The organism is Thermoanaerobacterium calidifontis (genome assembly GCF_055381745.1).
The window spans coordinates 702,001-721,121 of sequence record NZ_AP042436.1; the positions used below are offsets into that span (position 1 = coordinate 702,001).

Here is a 19,121-nt window from a genome sequence, read left to right on the forward strand (position 1 = left end):
AATGGGATGATTTTAAAAAATTAAGCGAACAAAAGAAAGCGTTGTATATACGCTTTCTTTTAACACTAAAAATAGACTATTTTTTATCTTGACCTGAATGTGGTACATTCGGTTTCTGCGCTGGTCTTTGCTGTGGGGGTCTTTGGATTTACTTCTATCGATTGTGCATGGCATTTCATATCTTTCCAATATGTGCATGTGTTAACACCGCATTTTACTACGCTTTCTGCATTCATTAAAAACACCTCCAAATAATTTTAATCAAAATTATTATCTGCATGTATGATGTAGTTATGCATAAACTACTAAAAAGCCACTAAAATAATATTGACATAAACATATCGGAATTATATAATAAAATTGCAATACCCGTAAGGGGTATAAAACGGTTAAACAGGAGAGTGTTGTTAATGCAAATTCGTTTTTTATATTTTGAAGGATGTCCTAACTCAGAGCCAGCTTTAAATCTTTTGAAAGATGTTTTGAACGAAAAAGGTATTAAAAATGATATTGAAATAATAGAAATAAAATCTGAAGAGGATTCTCATAAGTACAACTTTTTAGGTTCGCCATCGATTCATATAAATGGAAAAGATATTGAAAAAGAGAGAAGGAATGATGAACCATTTTATGGTTGTAGGATATATAAAGTAAATGGACATAATTCGGGTGTGCCACCTAAAGAAATGATTTTAAAAGCTATTGATGAAGCATTAGGAATATAATTAAGGGGATGACTTATATGCCTGAAAAAGCTACTTTAAAAATTACCGGCATGACATGTGCATCTTGTGCTGCACGTATAGAAAAAGGTCTTAAAAATTTAGAAGGAATTGATGATGCAAATGTCAACTTGGCAGTCGAGAAGGCAACAGTTGTGTACGATCCAGAAAAAGTTGACATAGATGATATGACAAGAAAAATTGAAGATTTAGGATATGGCGTAGTAAGAGATAAAGCTGATCTTGTATTGATTGGCATGTCATGTGCTTCATGTGCTACTAAAATAGAAAAGACTTTGAATAAATTGCCTGGAGTATATAAAGCAAACGTTAATTTTGCTACAGAGGAGGCATCTGTGGAATATAATTCAGACGCTATAAGTGTAGAACAGATGACAAAAGCCATAAGAGATATCGGCTATGATGCGAAACAAAAAAAAGATAGTGCATTAGACTATGAAAAAAATGAGAGAGAAGCCGAGATAAAAAAGACAAAAGCTATGGTAATTATATCTTCGATTTTGACTTTTCCACTTCTTCTTGCTATGGTATTAAAAGTTTTTAAATTACCTGCAGGCATTTTGGAAATGCCGTGGTTTCAAATACTTTTAGCTACACCAGTCCAATTTATTATTGGATATAGGTACTATAAAGGCGCTTGGCATAATTTAAAAAACTTGTCTGCTAACATGGATACATTAGTTGCTCTCGGTACATCTGCTGCATATTTTTATAGCTTGTACAATGTATTTACCAAGCCTATGTCAGAAATACACAATTACTTGTATTTTGAAGCGTCGGCTGTTGTAATCACTCTTATTACATTAGGGAAAATGCTTGAAGCTATAGCAAAAGGCAAAACATCTGAAGCAATAAAGAAACTTATGGGACTTCAGGCGAAAACTGCAAGAGTCATAAGAAATGGAGAAGAAATAGATATACCGATTGAAGAAGTAAAAGTAGGAGATATAGTTGTAGTAAGGCCTGGTGAAAAAATACCTGTAGACGGTGTAATTGTAGAGGGAAGTACTGCTGTAGATGAATCAATGATAACAGGAGAATCCATTCCTGTTGATAAAAATGTCAGTAACGAAGTAATAGGTGCAACAATAAATAAGACAGGTACTTTCAAATTTAAAGCGACAAAAGTCGGAAAAGATACGGTACTATCACAGATAATAAAGATGGTTGAGGATGCACAGGGATCTAAAGCACCTATCCAAGAGATTGCTGATAAGGTGTCAGGAGTTTTTGTACCTGTAGTGATTGGAATAGCAGTTATCACATTTTTAATATGGTACCTTATTTTAGGGAATCTTAACGCAGGTATAATCAGTGCAGTATCTGTTCTTGTCATTGCATGTCCTTGTGCATTAGGTCTTGCAACGCCCACATCTGTTATGGTAGGTACAGGTAAAGGTGCAGAAAATGGGATACTTATAAAAGGTGGCGAATATTTACAAAAGGCCAAAGAGATTAATGCAATTGTGTTGGATAAAACTGGTACTATCACAAAAGGAGAACCAGTAGTCACTGATGTCATATCATTTAGCGAATTAAGGGAAGATGATTTGTTGTATATTGCTGGAATAGCTGAAAAAAATTCTGAGCATCCGCTTGGTAAAGCAATTGTGAATAAATCAAAGGAAAGCTGCGAAAAATTGCCAGATCCGAGCAAATTTGAGACTATACCAGGCTACGGTATTTGTGCTATAATTAACGAAAAAGAATATTATATTGGGAATAGAAGGTTGATGGACAGGCAAAATGTAGATATATCTGACATAAAATCTTCTTTAGAAGAGCTTGAGAATGAAGGCAAAACCGTTATGATTTTATCATCTGAAGGTAAAGCCTTGGGTGTAATAGCGGTTGCCGATGTGCCTAAGGAAGATTCAGCAAAGGCTATACAAGAATTAAAAGCTTTAAACATAGATGTATACATGATAACTGGTGACAACGCAAAAACTGCTGAGGCCATTGCAAAGCAAGTAGGTATTGCACACGTGTTAGCAGAAGTTTTGCCAGAAAAAAAGGCGGAAGAAGTCATAAAATTACAAAAACAGGGTAAAATAGTTGCAATGGTTGGAGATGGCATAAACGATGCTCCAGCGTTAGCACAATCAGATTTAGGTATTGCCATAGGCACAGGAACAGACGTAGCGATTGAGACGTCAGACATTACGCTTATAAGCGGTAGTCTAATGAGTTTGGTGACAGCGATAAAATTAAGCAGAGCTACTATGAGAAATATTTATCAGAATCTGTTTTGGGCTTTTATTTACAATACAATAGGAATTCCATTTGCTGCAGCAGGTCTTTTAAATCCAGCTATTGCAGGGGGTGCAATGGCATTTAGTTCAGTATCAGTTGTGTCAAACGCCTTAAGGCTGAGGAGGTTCAGATCAGCTAATTAGTGAGGTGAGTTATATGGAATGCCCAAATTGCAAAAGCACTAATGTGGGTAAGATAGGCAATAACCTATATTTTTGCAGGGATTGCAATTGCGAGATTAAGATCAAAAAGTGTACGGCTGTTGTTAGTGTTTATGACTCTGAGGGCTGCATTAGTAAAAGATTTAAAGTATGTTACAATGTTTGAAGAAGGTTTAAAAGGCCTTCTATTTTTTTATCTTTTTTATGCCTAAAAAAAGTGCTATACTCTTAAGGGGAAAACAAAATGGAATTAAACATGTTAATAGTTGATAAAATATTACTGAATGAAGGTTTCCTGTAAATACATGTAGGGAGTTGATATATTGGAAAAGATTGTAGAAATGTTAAAGAAAGTAATTTCAGATGAAAATATATACATAAAAGAGCCTATGTGGAGACATACATCTTTTAGGATTGGCGGTCCGGCTGACGTGCTGATTATACCTCAAAGTGTGGATGAGCTGATAAAAGTTATGAATTTAATTAAATCAGAAAACATACCTTACTTTATACTGGGAAATGGAACAAACGTCATAGTCTCAGATAAGGGAATAAGAGGCGTAGTGATAAAACTGACCGCTATTAGAAAAATTTCAGTAGATGGCGAGGTAATAGTATCGGAAGCTGGTGCATTGCTTTCGTCGATTGCAAATACAGCATTGGATAATGAACTTACAGGGTTTGAATTTGCCAGCGGGATACCGGGAACATTAGGTGGTGCAATAACAATGAATGCTGGCGCGTACGGTCCTGAAATAAAAGATGTAGTTGAGAAAGTAGAGGTTATCGATAGAAACGGTTCTATATATGAAGTAAAAAATGGCAATATGAGATTTGGGTATAGAAGTAGTTTAATACAGTCAGATAATTTGATTGCACTAAGAGCATGGATTCATTTAAAAAAAGGAAATTATAAAGATATAAAAGCTAAAATGGATGAATTAAATGGATTGAGGAAAATGAAGCAACCGCTGGAGTATCCAAGTGCTGGAAGCGTATTTAAAAGGCCAGAAGGATTTTATGCAGGAAAATTGATTCAAGATGCTGGACTTAGTGGATTTACAATCGGTGGTGCGCAAGTGTCGAAAAAACATTGTGGTTTTATCATAAACAAAGGCAATGCAACTGCAGATGATGTTTTAAATCTAATTGCATACATTAAAAAAACAGTCAAAGACAAATTTGGCGTAGATCTGGAGACGGAAGTAAAAATAATTGGTGAAGGGTAATTTGATGATGGAAATTTTTGCTGATTATCACACACATACTGTATTTAGCCATGGAAAAGGCACAATTGAAGACAATGTAAAGGCCGCAATTAAAAAAGGACTTAAAGAAATTGCTATTACTGATCATGGACCAATGCATATATTTTTTGGCATAAGAAGCCGTAATTACAGGAAAATCAGAGACGAAATAGATAGAATGAACGATAAATTTCCTGATATAAAGGTTTTAATGGGAGTAGAAACAAATCTTATAAGTTTAAATGGTGATATTGATGTCGATGATGAGCTTCTAAAATATATAGATATACTGCTTATGGGTTATCACACAGGTGTTTCGCCATTTGATTTCTATAACCTTGTCAATTTGTTTGGGAAAAATACAGCCAGCAAATATTTTATATCTTTAAAACCCATCGTTAGAGAACAGAACACAGATGCGATGATAAAAGCCATAAATAAATACGATATAAATATAATTACACATCCTGGAGCAAAAGTCGATATAGATACTAAAAGACTTGCTTTGGCGGCTAAAGCAAGAGGAACGGCTCTTGAGATAAACTCAAGCCACGGATACATGACTGTAGAATACGTAAAAATAGCAAAATCTGTTGGTGCAAAATTCGTAATTGACAGCGATGCACATACACCATCGAGAGTTGGCGATTTTGCGAGAGGAATCGAAATTGCGAAAAAAGCAGGACTTACAACAAATGATATAATAAATGCTAAGGAGTGATACAAATGAGATTTGTAATAATTACCGGCCTTTCAGGTGCAGGGAAAAGCCAAGCATTGAAATCTATGGAGGACATCGGATTCTTTTGCATTGACAATTTTCCTCCAGCGTTGATACCGAAGTTGGCTGATCTCTTTTATGGTTCTAAAGACATAGATAAAGTGGCGCTCGGTATGGATCTTAGAGGTGGACAACTATTTAAAGATATTTTTTCTGCTATAGACTATTTAAAGAAAAATAAGTACGATTATGAAATAATCTTTTTAGAGGCTTCAGATGAAGCTTTGATAAAGAGATTTAAGGAAACAAGGAGACGACATCCACTTACAGATGGTGGCTCAATAATAAACGGAATAAAAGACGAAAGGCAAAAACTTGCGGAAATAAGAAAAATGGCAAACAGCATCATTGACACGACGAATTTAACTGCAGCTCAGCTTAAACAAGAATTGTACAATATTTTCATCGAAGGAAGAAAATTCAAAGGTTTAATCGTAAATGTAATGTCATTTGGATTTAAATACGGTATACCACTTGATGCCGATCTTGTATTCGATGTGAGGTTTTTGCCGAATCCTTATTATATAGATGAACTTAGACCACTTACAGGAAATGATAAAAAAGTAATGGATTATGTCATGAAGTGGGAAGAAGCAAAACAATTTTTGAACAAATTGGAAGACATGATAGAGTTTTTACTGCCATTTTATATAAGGGAAGGCAAATCACAGCTTGTAATAGCTGTTGGGTGCACAGGCGGTAAGCATAGATCTGTGACTATTGCAAATGCACTGTACGATCTGCTTAGAAAAAGGGATTACACAGCTATAATAAATCATAGGGATATTAGAGAAGAATAAGTGATATTTTCATTTATATGACTTATTGCAAAGGGGTTGCTCGTATGAAGAATTTTGCTTACTTAAATGGACCAAAAGTCGTGGTTATTGGCGGTGGTACAGGATTATCAACAATGCTTAGAGGACTTAAGAAGTACACCCACAACATTACTGCAATCGTAACAGTTGCAGATGATGGAGGAGGTTCTGGTGTATTAAGAGAGGATTTAGGCATGTTGCCGCCTGGTGATATAAGAAACTGTATACTGGCGTTAGCAAATACTGAACCTACAATGGAAAAGCTTTTACAATACAGGTTTACTGATGGTATGCTTAAAGGGCAAAGCTTTGGAAATCTTTTTTTAGCTGCTATGAATGGCATATCAAATAGTTTTGAAGAAGCTGTAAAGAAAATGAGTGAAGTTTTAGCTGTGTCAGGAAAGGTTTTGCCTGTCACATTGGATGATGTCAAACTAAAAGCTAAGTTAAAAAACGGTATAGTCATAGATGGAGAATCTTTAATACCGAAACTTCAAATGAAAGAAAAAAGCCCGATAGAAAGAATATTTTTGGAGCCGAAAGATGCAAAACCAGTAAAAGAAGCCTTAATAGATATCATAGATGCTGATGAAATTATATTAGGTCCTGGGAGTTTATACACCAGTATAATACCAAATCTATTAGTCAATGATGTGTGTGAAGCAATAGAAGATTCAAAAGCAATTAAGGTATATGTGTGCAATATAATGACACAGCCTGGTGAGACAATTGGCTACGATGCCAATGCACACGTTGATGCGCTTTTTCTGCATGGGTTAAAATCTCTTGACTATGTCATCGTAAATAATGGTGAAATTCCTTATGAGTACAAAGATAGATATAAAGAAGACATGTCGCAACCTGTAAGTTATGATGTAGAAAGCTTTAAGCAAAAGGGAATAAAAGTCATCGAAAAAGATGTGTTAGCAATAAGAAACAATTATATAAGGCATGATGAGCAAAAGCTTGCAGAGATACTAATGGGACTACTTGAGTGATTTATTCAAGGTCCTTTTTTTTAACAATAAAAATGATAATAAATTTATTCTTATAAAAAGGGTATGAATAGAGTTTGAAAATTATTAAATACTTCACGCATTAAAATTTGATTGACATTATTGACATTCTTTAGTAAAGATAATATAATATTACTCAAAGGAAAACCGGTTGCGCAAATTTTTTGCACATTCATTTCGTTACAGCAATCTCAAACTATTTTGTTCTAATTTCAGTGGATAAACGATTTTGAAAGGAGGTCGATTGTAGGACAATACGTTAATTTAAATTTGTTTCAATTCAAAAAATAATGGGAGGCTTTGATATGAATAAAAAGCTTTTTACCAACAGATTCATAAGCTTTAATATGTCGCTTTTATTAGTATTGACAGCGGTATTTTCTTCAATACCACTTCACAGTGTACATGCTGCTGATAATGCAAGCGTTGTAGCAAATATCGTAGGGGAATTTCAAGATCAACTGGGTGATTCTAACTGGAATATTGATAGTAACATTACCATAATGCAATATATGGGAAATGGACTGTATGAATTTACTACGCCAACTCAACTAAAAGCTGGTAGCTATCAGTATAAAGTTGCATTAAACCATTCATGGGATGGTGGAGGTGTCCCATCTCAAGGAAATCTAACGCTGAACTTAGCAAATGATTCATATGTTACATTTTGGTTTGACTATAATACACAATCTGTAACTGATTCTACTAAATATACTCCAATAGCTAATGACAAATTGCCCAGATTAGTTGGAACAATTCAATCGGCCATTGGGGCAGGTAATGATTGGAAGCCTGAAACATCTACAGCAATAATGACAGATGATAATTTTGACAACGTTTATTCATATACTGCGCATGTCCCAAAGGGTGACTATCAATACAAGGTGACATTAGGAAATACATGGGATGAAAATTATGGTGCAAATGGTGTGAAAGATGGTTCAAATATACAAATAAATGTCACAAACGATGCCGATATAACGTTTTATTATGATGCAAATACTCATAATATTTGGACCAATTATAGTCCCATCCTCACTGGTTTAGATAACAACATATATTATGATGACCTAAAGCATGATACACATGATTCGTTTTTTAGGAATCCTTTTGGCGCTGTAAAAGTAGACCAAACTGTCACATTAAGAATTCAAGCAAAAAATCATGATCTCGAGTCTGCCAGAATATCGTATTGGGACGATATAAATAAGATTAGGACAGAATTACCTATGACAAGAATAGGTGAAAGTCCTGATGGTAATTTTGAATATTGGGAAATAAAGTTGAGTTTTGATCATCCAACGAGAATTTGGTATTACTTTATATTAAAAGATGGAACTAAAACAGCTTATTATGGCGACAATGATGATCAACTTGGTGGTGTTGGAAAAGCAACAGATACTGTAAATAAGGATTTTGAATTAACTGTATATGATAAAAATTTTGATACGCCTGATTGGATGAAAGGCGCTGTCATGTATCAAATTTTCCCTGACAGGTTTTATAATGGCGATACATCTAATGATCATGCAAAGACATTAAGCCGTGGCAATGATCCAATAGAGTTCCATAATAATTGGAATGATCTGCCGGATAACCCTAATAATGCTGGAACTCCAGGTTATACTGGCGATGGTATTTGGTCAAACGACTTTTTTGGTGGTGATTTAAAAGGAATCGATGATAAACTTGATTATCTGAAAGGACTTGGAGTATCTGTAATTTACTTAAATCCAATATTTGAATCACCTTCAAATCATAAGTATGATACTGCTGATTATACAAAGATTGATGAGATGTTTGGTACTACACAAGATTTTGAAAAGTTAATGAGTGATGCACATGCTAAAGGTATAAAAATAATTCTTGATGGTGTATTCAATCACACCAGTGATGATAGTATATATTTTAATAGATACGGCAAGTATCCGGGATTAGGTGCATATCAAGCTTGGAAAGAAGGAAATCAGTCTTTATCGCCGTATGGTGATTGGTATACTATAAATTCCGACGGTACTTACGAGTGCTGGTGGGGTTATGACAGTTTGCCTGTCATAAAATCATTAAATGGCAGTGAATATAACGTTACAAGTTGGGCCAACTTTATAATAAACGATGAAAATGCCATTTCCAAGTATTGGCTAAATCCAGATGGGAATTTAAATGATGGTGCTGATGGTTGGCGTTTGGATGTGGAAAATGAAGTTGCACATGATTTCTGGACACATTTTAGGAATGCTATTAATACCGTAAAATTTGAAGCGCCAATGATAGCAGAAAATTGGGGAGATGCGTCCCTTGATTTACTTGGCGATTCTTTTAATTCAGTTATGAATTATCAGTTTAGAAATGACATCATAGATTTTTTGATTGGGCAATCTTTCGATGATGGAAATGGTCAACACAATCCTATAGATGCAGCAAAACTTGACCAAAGGCTGATGAGCATATATGAAAGATATCCGTTGCCTGCTTTTTATTCAACGATGAATTTGCTTGGTTCTCATGATACAATGAGAATATTAACAGTGTTTGGATATAACTCTGCAGATCCTAACGAAAACTCAGACGCTGCTAAACAACTGGCAGAACAAAAGCTAAAATTAGCAACAATTTTGCAGATGGGATATCCTGGTATGGCGGATATTTACTATGGCGATGAAGCAGGAGTTTCTGGCGGTAAAGATCCAGATGATAGAAGAACATTCCCGTGGGGAAATGAAGATACGACATTACAAGATTTCTTTAAAAATATATCAAGCATAAGAAATAACAATCAAGTATTAAAAACTGGTGATTTGGAAACTTTATATGCACAAAATGATGTTTATGCCATTGGTAGGAGAATTATAAATGGTAAAGATGCTTTTGGCACTTCATACCCTGATAGCGCTGCAATTGTTGCAATAAATAGAAGCAAGTCAGATAAACAAATAGCTATTGATACTACAAAGTTTTTAAGAGATGGAGTTACTTTTAAAGATTTAATTAACAACAATGTATCGTATTCAATAAGTAATGGACAGATAGTTATAGATGTACCTGCTATGAGCGGTGTAATGCTTATATCAGATGATGGGCAAGATTTAACTGCTCCACAAGCTCCTTCAAATGTTGTTGTTACTTCCGGCAATGGTAAAGTTGATTTATCGTGGTCGCAATCTGATGGTGCAACAGGATACAATATATATCGTTCGTCAGTAGAAGGTGGTTTATATGAAAAAATAGCATCAAATGTAACTGAAACAACGTTTGAAGATGCCAATGTTACAAATGGATTAAAATATGTATATGCAATATCAGCAATTGATGAATTAGGCAATGAAAGCGGAATTAGTAATGATGCAGTAGCATATCCAGCGTATCCTATAGGGTGGGTAGGAAATCTTACACAAGTATCTGATAATCATATAATAGGTGTTGATAAACCAACAGAAGATATTTATGCGGAAGTTTGGGCAGATGGACTTACAAATAGCACTGGTCAAGGTCCAAATATGATAGCGCAATTAGGATATAAATATGTTAGTGGAACTGTTTATGATTCAGTATATGGAAGTGTATATAACAGCGTATATGGCGTAGATGATAGTGGCTTTACCTGGGTAAATGCTCAATATGTAGGAGACATAGGAAATAATGATCAGTACAAAGCAAGTTTTACACCTGATAAAATAGGTCAATGGGAATATTTGATGAGATTTTCCGACAATCAAGGGCAAGACTGGATTACCACAAGCACATTATCATTTTATGTTGTTCCTTCTGACGATTTAATAAAGCCAACTGCACCTTATTTGAATCAGCCAGGTACAGAATCATCGAGAGTCTCGCTTACATGGAATCCATCTACCGACAATGTCGGTATATACGATTATGAAATTTATAGGTCCGATGGTGGAACATTTAATAAAATAGCTACTGTATCAAATGAAGTTTATAATTATATTGATACGAGCGTAATTAATGGTGTAACTTACAATTATAAAGTTGTTGCTGTTGATCTATCATTTAATAGGACAGAATCTAATGTGGTTACAATAAAACCAGATGTAGTACCCATAAAAGTTACTTTTAGTGTAACTGTACCTGATTATACACCAGATGCTGTTAATTTGGCAGGAACATTCCCTAATGCTACTTGGGATCCATCAGCACAACAGATGACAAAAATAGATAATAATACTTATAGCATTACACTTACGCTTGATGAAGGAACACAAATAGAATACAAATATGCCAGAGGTAGTTGGGATAAGGTTGAAAAAGACGAATACGGAAATGAGCTTGCATCAAACAGAAAAGTAACGATTGTAAATCAAGGCAACAATGAAATGACGATAAATGATACAGTTTATAGATGGAGAGATATTCCAATATTTATATATTCTCCAAGTAGCAATATGACAGTTGATTCTAATATAAGTACAATGGAAGTCAAAGGTAATACGTATAAAGGTGCTAAAGTTACAATAAATGGTGATAGTTTTGTTCAAGATAAAAATGGGGTATTTACTAAAGATGTTTCTTTAAATTATGGGGTAAATAAGATTAAGATACATGTTGAACCAAATGATGGTAGTGTTTATGGTAACGATCAAGGCAGAATAACTGAACTTACAAAGGATATTGAGATTGATGTAATTAGACAAGAGAATAATAGTGGAAGCGGAACAGGAAATAATAATACGAGTACAAGTGGGAGCAATTCAAGCAGCACAGGCAGTGGTAGTACTGGAAGTACAAGTATAACAAGTAATATCAGCAATACAAGTAATACAATAGGTGTAATCACAAAGAATGGCAACGTTATTACATTGACGCTTGATGCGGGAAAAGCTAAAGACATTATAGTAAATTCAAAAGACAAGAAAGTCGTATTTGACATAACAACAATAGGTGAGGGACATCAGAAAGTTGTACAGATTTCTAAGGACATTTTAGACACAAGTGCTGCCAACGGCAAAGACATCGTCATAAAATCAGACAATGCATCGATAGCACTTACGAAAGATGCACTTAATCAAAACCAGATACAAAACGGTGTCAATGTATCAATAAAAGACAATGGAAAGCCTAATGTGACAAATTATGTGTCGCTTTCTAATGTAGTAGACATAACAATAAGCGGTAGCAGTGGGAATGTAGCATTGGCAAAACCAGTAGAGGTAACATTAAATATATCAAAAGCTAACGATCCAAGAAAAGTAGCAGTTTACTACTACAACCCAACGACAAACCAATGGGAGTACGTAGGGGGTAAAGTAGACGCATCATCTGGAACAATAACATTCAATGCAACGCACTTCTCACAATATGCGGCATTTGAGTATGACAAGACATTTAATGACATAAAAGACAATTGGGCGAAAGACGTAATAGAAGTATTAGCGTCAAGGCACATAGTAGAAGGGATGACAGATACACAGTATGAACCAAACAAGACAGTGACGAGAGCAGAATTCACAGCAATGATACTGAGGCTTCTAAACATAAAAGAAGAAGCATACAGCGGAGAATTTAGCGATGTAAAAAGTGGAGACTGGTATGCAAACGCGATAGAAGCAGCATACAAAGCAGGGATAATCGAAGGTGACGGAAAGAACGCAAGGCCAAATGACAACATAACAAGAGAAGAGATGACAGCAATAGCCATGAGGGCATACGAGATGATGACACAGTACAAAGAAGAGAATATAGGTGCGACAACATTTAGCGACGACAAATCCATAAGCGATTGGGCAAGAAATGTAGTGGCAAATGCAGCGAAATTAGGAATAGTAAATGGTGAGCCAAATAACGTATTTGCACCTAAAGGAAATGCCACGAGAGCAGAAGCAGCAGCTATCATATACGGCTCATTAGAAAAAAGCGGAAACATATAAAATTGTATAAATTAGTTATGATGAGAAAGATATGATTTTAATTGTTTACTTTTATATCTTTCTCAAAATATAATTTAAGATAACCTTTTTAAATTTTTTTGATTTAATAAATAAGTCTATTGACTTTTGTAATCAAAGGATATAAAATATAATTAAGCAAAGCGCAACCGGTTGCAAATATTCTATGAAATACTATGATAAGGAGGGATGTCTGTTAACTTTAAATTAAATTACATGAAAACGCTTATATATGTAGATAAAAAGAAAAAATAAAAGATTGATAAGATTCATTAAACATTTTTTATCAATATGGAACTGCATAAATTTTATAATTAAAAATCACATAAGTCAATGGAAAAAATTGGCTTATTGAAGAGGAGGATTTTGATTATGAGGAAAACCTCAAAAGTAATTGCGCTGCTTTTAGTGCTTTTAATGGCATTTTCAGTGCTTATAACAGGATGCGGAAATAGTACAAAATCTGATCAAAGCAAAACTTCAGAAAATAGTTCAACTCAAAATAAGACTGAGACTACAAGCCAACCTGTAACATTAGACATTTTCCAATTTAAAGTTGAAATAAAAGATGCCCTCCAAAATGCTATAAATACTTACATGAAAGAAAACCCTAATGTTAAAATCAATTTAGAAACTGTAGGCGGAGGACAAGATTACGGTGCTGCATTAAAAGCTAAATTCAATTCAGGTTCAGAGCCAGCAATATACAATGTAGGTGGACCACAGGATGTTGCTACATGGAAGCCAAAATTGGCTGATCTGTCAGATACAAAAGCTGCAAAAGCCGCTCTTCCTGGTACTCTTACTGGTGTGACGCAGGACGGTAAAATTTATGGTTTACCATTTGATTTAGAGGGATATGGATTAATCTACAACAAACAGATATTCAGCAAAGCAGGTATTGATCCATCCAGCATTAAAACTTTTGATGCATTGGTGAATGCTGTAAAGACTTTGGATTCAAAGAAGAAAGAGTTAGGCATCGAAGCTGTTTTCGCATTCCCGGCAAAAGAAACTTGGGTTACTGGACTCCATCTATCTAATGCATTCTTGTCACCAGAATTTGATGGAGATGTCATGAAAGCATTTAATTCTAAGACAGTAGACTTCAAATATGGTGATGCAATGAAGCAGATGATTGATCTTCAGAATAAGTATTCAGTACAACCTACAGCAAGTCTTGACTACAGCACGCAAGTTGAAAAGCTTTTTGGAACTGGAAAAGTTGCGATGATTCAACAAGGTAACTGGGTATATCCTACATTAGAGTCACTTGATAAGAACTTTGCACAAAATGATATTGGCATGTTGCCATACCCTGTTCCAGGATATAAAGAAGACTCATATCCCGAAGGTGTCCCAATGTATTGGGCAGTTAACAGCGACAAACCAGCGGATGTTCAAAAAGCTGCTAAAGATTTCTTAGATTGGTTGTATACATCAGATGAAGGAAAACAGATAGTTACTCAGCAGTTTAAGTTTGTCCCAGCATATACTGGGTACAATTCAAATAGCATATCTGATCCGCTTGGAATGCAGCTTTTTGTGGCAGCAAGTCAAGGCAAGACATATGGATGGGTATTCATGGGGTATCCAAACAATTGGGGTCAAAATGTCCTTGGTGCTGATATACAGCTTTATGTGAATGGTTCATTAAGTTGGGATAAAGTGATTTCACATGCTAAACAGGCTTGGGCAGATGCGAGAAAATAATTAAAAATTGTAGTGGGAGAGTATAATTGTATTCTCCCACTTTGCAAATATGAACAAGAAGGAAGGTAATACAATGGCAAAAAAAACGAAATTTTTTAAAAACGGGATTTGGTATTGGCTTTTTATAGCTCCAACACTATTGTCACTTATTATTGTCGTATTAATACCATTTATTATAGGAATATATTATTCATTTACAGATTGGAATGGAATAAATCAACCTGTATTTATTGGATTAAAAAATTTCATGACACTTAGAGACGATGCTGAGTTTTGGAATTCAATAATTTTTACAGCTAAATTTGCAGTCGCGTGTATCGTGATTATAAATGTGGTAGGCTTGAGTCTTGCCATGCTTGTAACAAGAAAAATATTTGCCAGAAATTTCATGCGTACAGCATTTTATTTGCCTAATCTAATAGGTGGACTCATATTAGGATTTATATGGAATTTCATTTTTGTGGATGTGTTTCAAACAATTTCAGACGCTACACATATTAAATGGCTTGGAGGCTGGTTATCCACAACTAATACTGGCTTTTGGGGGCTTGTGATTGTGACATCATGGCAAATGATAGGCTATGTTATGGTGATTTATATAGCATATATTGAAAGCATTCCTACTGATTTAATAGAAGCTTCAAAGATTGATGGCGCAAATTCATGGCAACAATTTAGGAATGTCGTATTTCCGCTTATAGCGCCAGCGTTTACAGTGAGTTTATTTATTACGCTTTCAAATTCATTTAAACTATTTGATCAAAACTTATCATTAACTGCTGGAGCGCCTGGCAATACCACACAAATGATAACACTTAATATATACCAAACGGCTTTTTCAGCTCAGGAAATGGCTGTGGGACAGGCAAAAGCGGTAATAATGTTCTTAATAATTGCTGTTATTTCTGTCATTCAAGTTTACTTGACACAGAAAAGAGAGGTTGAGATGTGATGAGAAAAGTTCATGTTCAAAAATATTTATTGACATTTTTAGGAATTGTGCTTTCGCTTTTATGGATATCTCCTTTTTATATAATACTTGTCAACTCTTTTAAGACAAAATTAGAGCTGTTTACAAATACATTGTCACTTCCAAAGAGTTTGATGCTGGATAATTATAAAACGGCAGCCGCAAACTTAAATTTAAGTGAAGCATTTTCAAATACATTAATAATAACGGTTTTTAGCATATTGATTATTGCAATATTTTCATCTATGACGGCATATGCACTTCAAAGGGTAAAAAGAAAAAGCAGTGTAATTATATATATGATTTTTACAGTGGCTATGCTGATTCCGTTTCAATCAGTCATGATTCCTTTGGTAGCGGAATTTGGCAAATTTCATTTTCTTACAAGGTCAGGGCTTGTATTTATGTACTTGGGATTTGGATCAAGTTTAGGCGTGTTTTTATACTATGGTGCATTAAAAGGAATACCGACATCTTTAGATGAAGCAGCTTTAATAGATGGTTGTAGCAGATTTAGAATTTACTGGAATATCATATTGCCCTTATTAAATCCTACTACGATCACTTTGGCTGTATTGGATATCATGTGGATATGGAATGACTACTTATTGCCATCTTTAGTCATAAACAAAGTGGGTTCCAGGACTCTCCCATTAATGATTTTTTACTTCTTTAGTCAATACACAAAGCAATGGAATCTCGGTATGGCAGGGCTAACTATAGCAATTTTACCCGTTGTAATTTTCTACTTCTTGGCGCAGAGAAAATTGGTTACAGCCATAATAGCTGGTGCTGTTAAACAGTAAGCAATAAAATCACCATACTTATACAGTTCCATCATCTGGTACAGGTACTGTAATTGTAAACTGGCAACAATAGATTAAAATAATAAGGGTCAAGAGATCTAATCGTTATGATTTCTTGACCCTTAATTTACTTTTAATTTATTTACTTATCTTAAAATTGTTAACAGCAGCCATTAATGTATTAGCAATAGTATTTAAATCTCTTGCATATTTTGATATTTCATCTATTGCTTCTTTTTGAGTTTCAGCAGATGAAGAAATCTCCTCAGTAGATGCTGCTGTTTCTTCAGTTACAGATGCTATATTTTCAATAGATGTTATCATATTAGTTTTACTTTGCGATATCCTTTCCATCGAATCGTTTAATTTTTTTAGTTCACTGACAATACAATTTACAGCTGACTGAATATCATGGAAAGTATGTATGGTTTTGTCCAATGCTTTATTTTGTTCTTCTATTGATGATGTAGCATCTTCAACAATTTTATATGTTGTATCTATGTTAGCTTGTATCTCTCTTATTATCTGTTCTATGGTATTAGCTGCTTTTGATGACTGACTTGCGAGTTTTCTGACTTCATCGGCAACAACAGCAAATCCTTTTCCGCTTTCACCGGCTCTTGCTGCTTCTATAGCAGCATTTAGTGATAGAAGATTAGTTTGATCTGCAATTGAAGTAATTGTTTCTACTATATTGCCAATCTCTATTGATTTTTTCTTAAGGTATGAAGTCGATTCTTTTACTTTATTCTGCATTAAATCAGTTAATTTAGATTTTTCACTTAAATCTTTTATATTTTCAATCCCTTGATTAGTAGCGCAAATTACATTATTTGTTTCATTATTTATGTTTTCCGAATTCTTAATTGCAATGTCTACATGTTTACTTAATTCATCCGTAAGTGACGCACTGTTTTCAGCATCTTTAGCTTGTTCTTGAGCTCCTTTTGCAATTTCTTTCATTGCAATAGCGACTTCATTTGTTATTATTTCGGCTTTTTGTGATGAAGAAGTTAATTTTTCGGAATACAAATTAACATTGTTTGCGGCATTAAATACTTCCATTATGAGATTTTTAATGCCATCAATCATTTCATTAAAACCATTTGCAAGTAATCCAATTTCATCTTTTGCTTTTATATTTATTTTTTGAGTTATGTTTCCTTTTGAAGCTTCATTCATGATTTGCATGATCTTCTTTATATTGGATGTAATGCCTTTTGAGAAAAAATATGCTATTAGAAGCCCTATCAGGAGGCATATTAAGCTAAACAAAATTATATTGTATTTTATTTGTGCCACACTATCATTAAGTTCTGAAGAATTCATATCAACAACTGCTTTCCAACCGAAGTTGCTGAGATTTTTTATAGTTGCAAATTTTACTATTCCGTTATCAGTATATTGAAAGGTGGTATCATTTGAAGAAATCATCTTTTTGCCATAATCTCTTTTGGTTATATATGTAAAAAGGCTATTTTTATCTTTACTTGCTAATATGATACCATCATTTGATAGAATATATACATTTCCAGTTTTACCTATCGCAATTGATGAAATCATATTGGAAAGGGAATCAAGGTTAATGTCAAAGGCTAAAACACCTATTACATCAGATGAAGCAGATGTTAATGAACTTTTAATAGCTTTTGAGACAGTGAAAACTGCACCGTTTGTGCCATTGTTGCTGTAGGGCCCTGTCCACATTATTGAGTCAGGATTTTCTATTGCATCTTTGTACCATTTTTGTGCGGTTGGGTCATAATTTGAATCAAGAGGCAAATCTGGCGATTGAATCATTTTTTTGTCAGGTGTTGCAAAATAAATTATTGATATTTTACTATTCTTTGCATTTAAAATATTTGTAAATAGATCTTGAAGATTTTGCTTATCTGTTGTGAAATCTGCTTTGCCGTAATTTAATAATTGACTGTTGTCAGATAGAATGGTAAGCTGAGTTTCTACATCATTTTTAAAAAGATTTACGTAATTATTTATAAGCCCAAGAGTATCCTTGTTAGAAACGTCGATACGAGCTTTTAGAATTTGAGTAGATTTGTTTGAAGACATATAACCTGTAAATGTAAGTGGCAAAATTATAATTAAAGCGATAAAAATCATTAACTTAGTAAAAATGCTTTTGTTATTTATTACAAGTTTTTGAAAATTTGGTTTAACTAAAGTTGATTTTTGCTTATGAGTGGTTTGAGGTGTTAACAACTTTTTCTTCATAATTACTCCTCCCTCCAAGTTAAATAAGCAAAGAACACAAACGATTGCATAATAATATTATAGCATTAATATATAAAATTGCAAATGAAATATATAGAATAGTTTGAACTTAATATCATTTTGATCGAGCATAATAAGATTTAATTAAAATCGTAATTGTAAAAATTTAACTGTATTTTTATAATGGTATTAATTGTATATTTAAAATATATTGTTTGAAAATTGCGTAAAAATTAAGATAGAAGTTTTGATGTGGCTGATGAAAATTAATCTAAAATTTTAAAAAGACAGTTATAAAATTTGCTCTTGATATGCCTGCATATATGGCTGTTGGAACTGGTATACACTTTAGGTGGACCTATAATTCATACGGGACGTTGTAGAAGATAGACTGACAGAAACCAACTTTTAATATAAATGGATTATTGTTGTTACATTAATTGATATGTTAATTTATAAATTGGAAATGTTGAGCAAC

The 19,121-nt window shown here is 34.0% G+C and carries 12 protein-coding genes; 10 read left to right on the top strand and 2 right to left on the bottom strand.

Going from position 1 to position 19,121, the window contains the following annotated elements; all coding sequences use genetic code 11:
• Positions 1–83: 83 nt before the first annotated feature.
• Positions 84–236, bottom strand: coding sequence for a DUF1540 domain-containing protein (locus ACZ42G_RS03575; protein ID WP_464851449.1), 153 nt, complete (start codon positions 234–236; stop codon positions 84–86).
• A gap of 174 nt (positions 237–410) precedes the next feature.
• Here ACZ42G_RS03575 and ACZ42G_RS03580 point away from each other — a divergent pair, with 174 nt between their 5' ends.
• The 10 genes from ACZ42G_RS03580 to ACZ42G_RS03625 all read left to right on the top strand — a co-directional run bounded on the left by ACZ42G_RS03580 (position 411) and on the right by ACZ42G_RS03625 (position 16,411).
• The gene (locus tag ACZ42G_RS03580; RefSeq protein WP_464851450.1) at positions 411–725 is read left to right on the top strand and encodes a DF family (seleno)protein; all 315 of its coding nucleotides are present in this window, start codon (positions 411–413) and stop codon (positions 723–725) included.
• 17 nt (positions 726–742) lie between these two features.
• On the top strand, positions 743–3,139 hold the full coding sequence (locus ACZ42G_RS03585) for a heavy metal translocating P-type ATPase (RefSeq protein ID WP_464851451.1): 2,397 nt from the start codon (positions 743–745) through the stop codon (positions 3,137–3,139).
• Between the two features lie 341 nt (positions 3,140–3,480).
• A complete protein-coding gene (gene murB / locus ACZ42G_RS03590; protein WP_464851453.1) occupies positions 3,481–4,386 on the top strand; it encodes a UDP-N-acetylmuramate dehydrogenase in 906 nt (301 codons plus the stop codon).
• 7 nt (positions 4,387–4,393) lie between these two features.
• Positions 4,394–5,125: a PHP domain-containing protein gene (locus ACZ42G_RS03595; protein ID WP_464852102.1), complete on the top strand. Its 732-nt coding sequence runs from the start codon at positions 4,394–4,396 to the stop codon at positions 5,123–5,125.
• A gap of 5 nt (positions 5,126–5,130) precedes the next feature.
• A complete protein-coding gene (gene rapZ / locus ACZ42G_RS03600; protein ID WP_014758223.1) occupies positions 5,131–5,985 on the top strand; it encodes an RNase adapter RapZ in 855 nt (284 codons plus the stop codon).
• Between the two features lie 44 nt (positions 5,986–6,029).
• A complete protein-coding gene (locus tag ACZ42G_RS03605; RefSeq protein ID WP_464851454.1) occupies positions 6,030–7,001 on the top strand; it encodes a YvcK family protein in 972 nt (323 codons plus the stop codon).
• A gap of 323 nt (positions 7,002–7,324) precedes the next feature.
• Entirely contained in the window at positions 7,325–12,904 is a 5,580-nt protein-coding gene (locus ACZ42G_RS03610) for an alpha amylase N-terminal ig-like domain-containing protein (protein ID WP_464851455.1), read from the top strand.
• 390 nt (positions 12,905–13,294) lie between these two features.
• Positions 13,295–14,635: an ABC transporter substrate-binding protein gene (locus ACZ42G_RS03615; RefSeq protein ID WP_014758226.1), complete on the top strand. Its 1,341-nt coding sequence runs from the start codon at positions 13,295–13,297 to the stop codon at positions 14,633–14,635.
• Between the two features lie 73 nt (positions 14,636–14,708).
• Positions 14,709–15,587 carry a carbohydrate ABC transporter permease gene (locus ACZ42G_RS03620; RefSeq protein ID WP_464851456.1) on the top strand — a complete coding sequence of 293 codons (879 nt, stop codon included), beginning with the start codon at positions 14,709–14,711 and terminating at the stop codon, positions 15,585–15,587.
• Positions 15,587–16,411: a carbohydrate ABC transporter permease gene (locus ACZ42G_RS03625; protein ID WP_274894024.1), complete on the top strand. Its 825-nt coding sequence runs from the start codon at positions 15,587–15,589 to the stop codon at positions 16,409–16,411. Before ACZ42G_RS03620 ends, ACZ42G_RS03625 begins: the two co-directional genes overlap by 1 nt.
• A gap of 138 nt (positions 16,412–16,549) precedes the next feature.
• Here ACZ42G_RS03625 and ACZ42G_RS03630 read toward each other — a convergent pair whose 3' ends face one another.
• A complete protein-coding gene (locus ACZ42G_RS03630) occupies positions 16,550–18,643 on the bottom strand; it encodes a methyl-accepting chemotaxis protein (RefSeq protein WP_464851457.1) in 2,094 nt (697 codons plus the stop codon).
• Positions 18,644–19,121 lie beyond the last annotated feature (478 nt).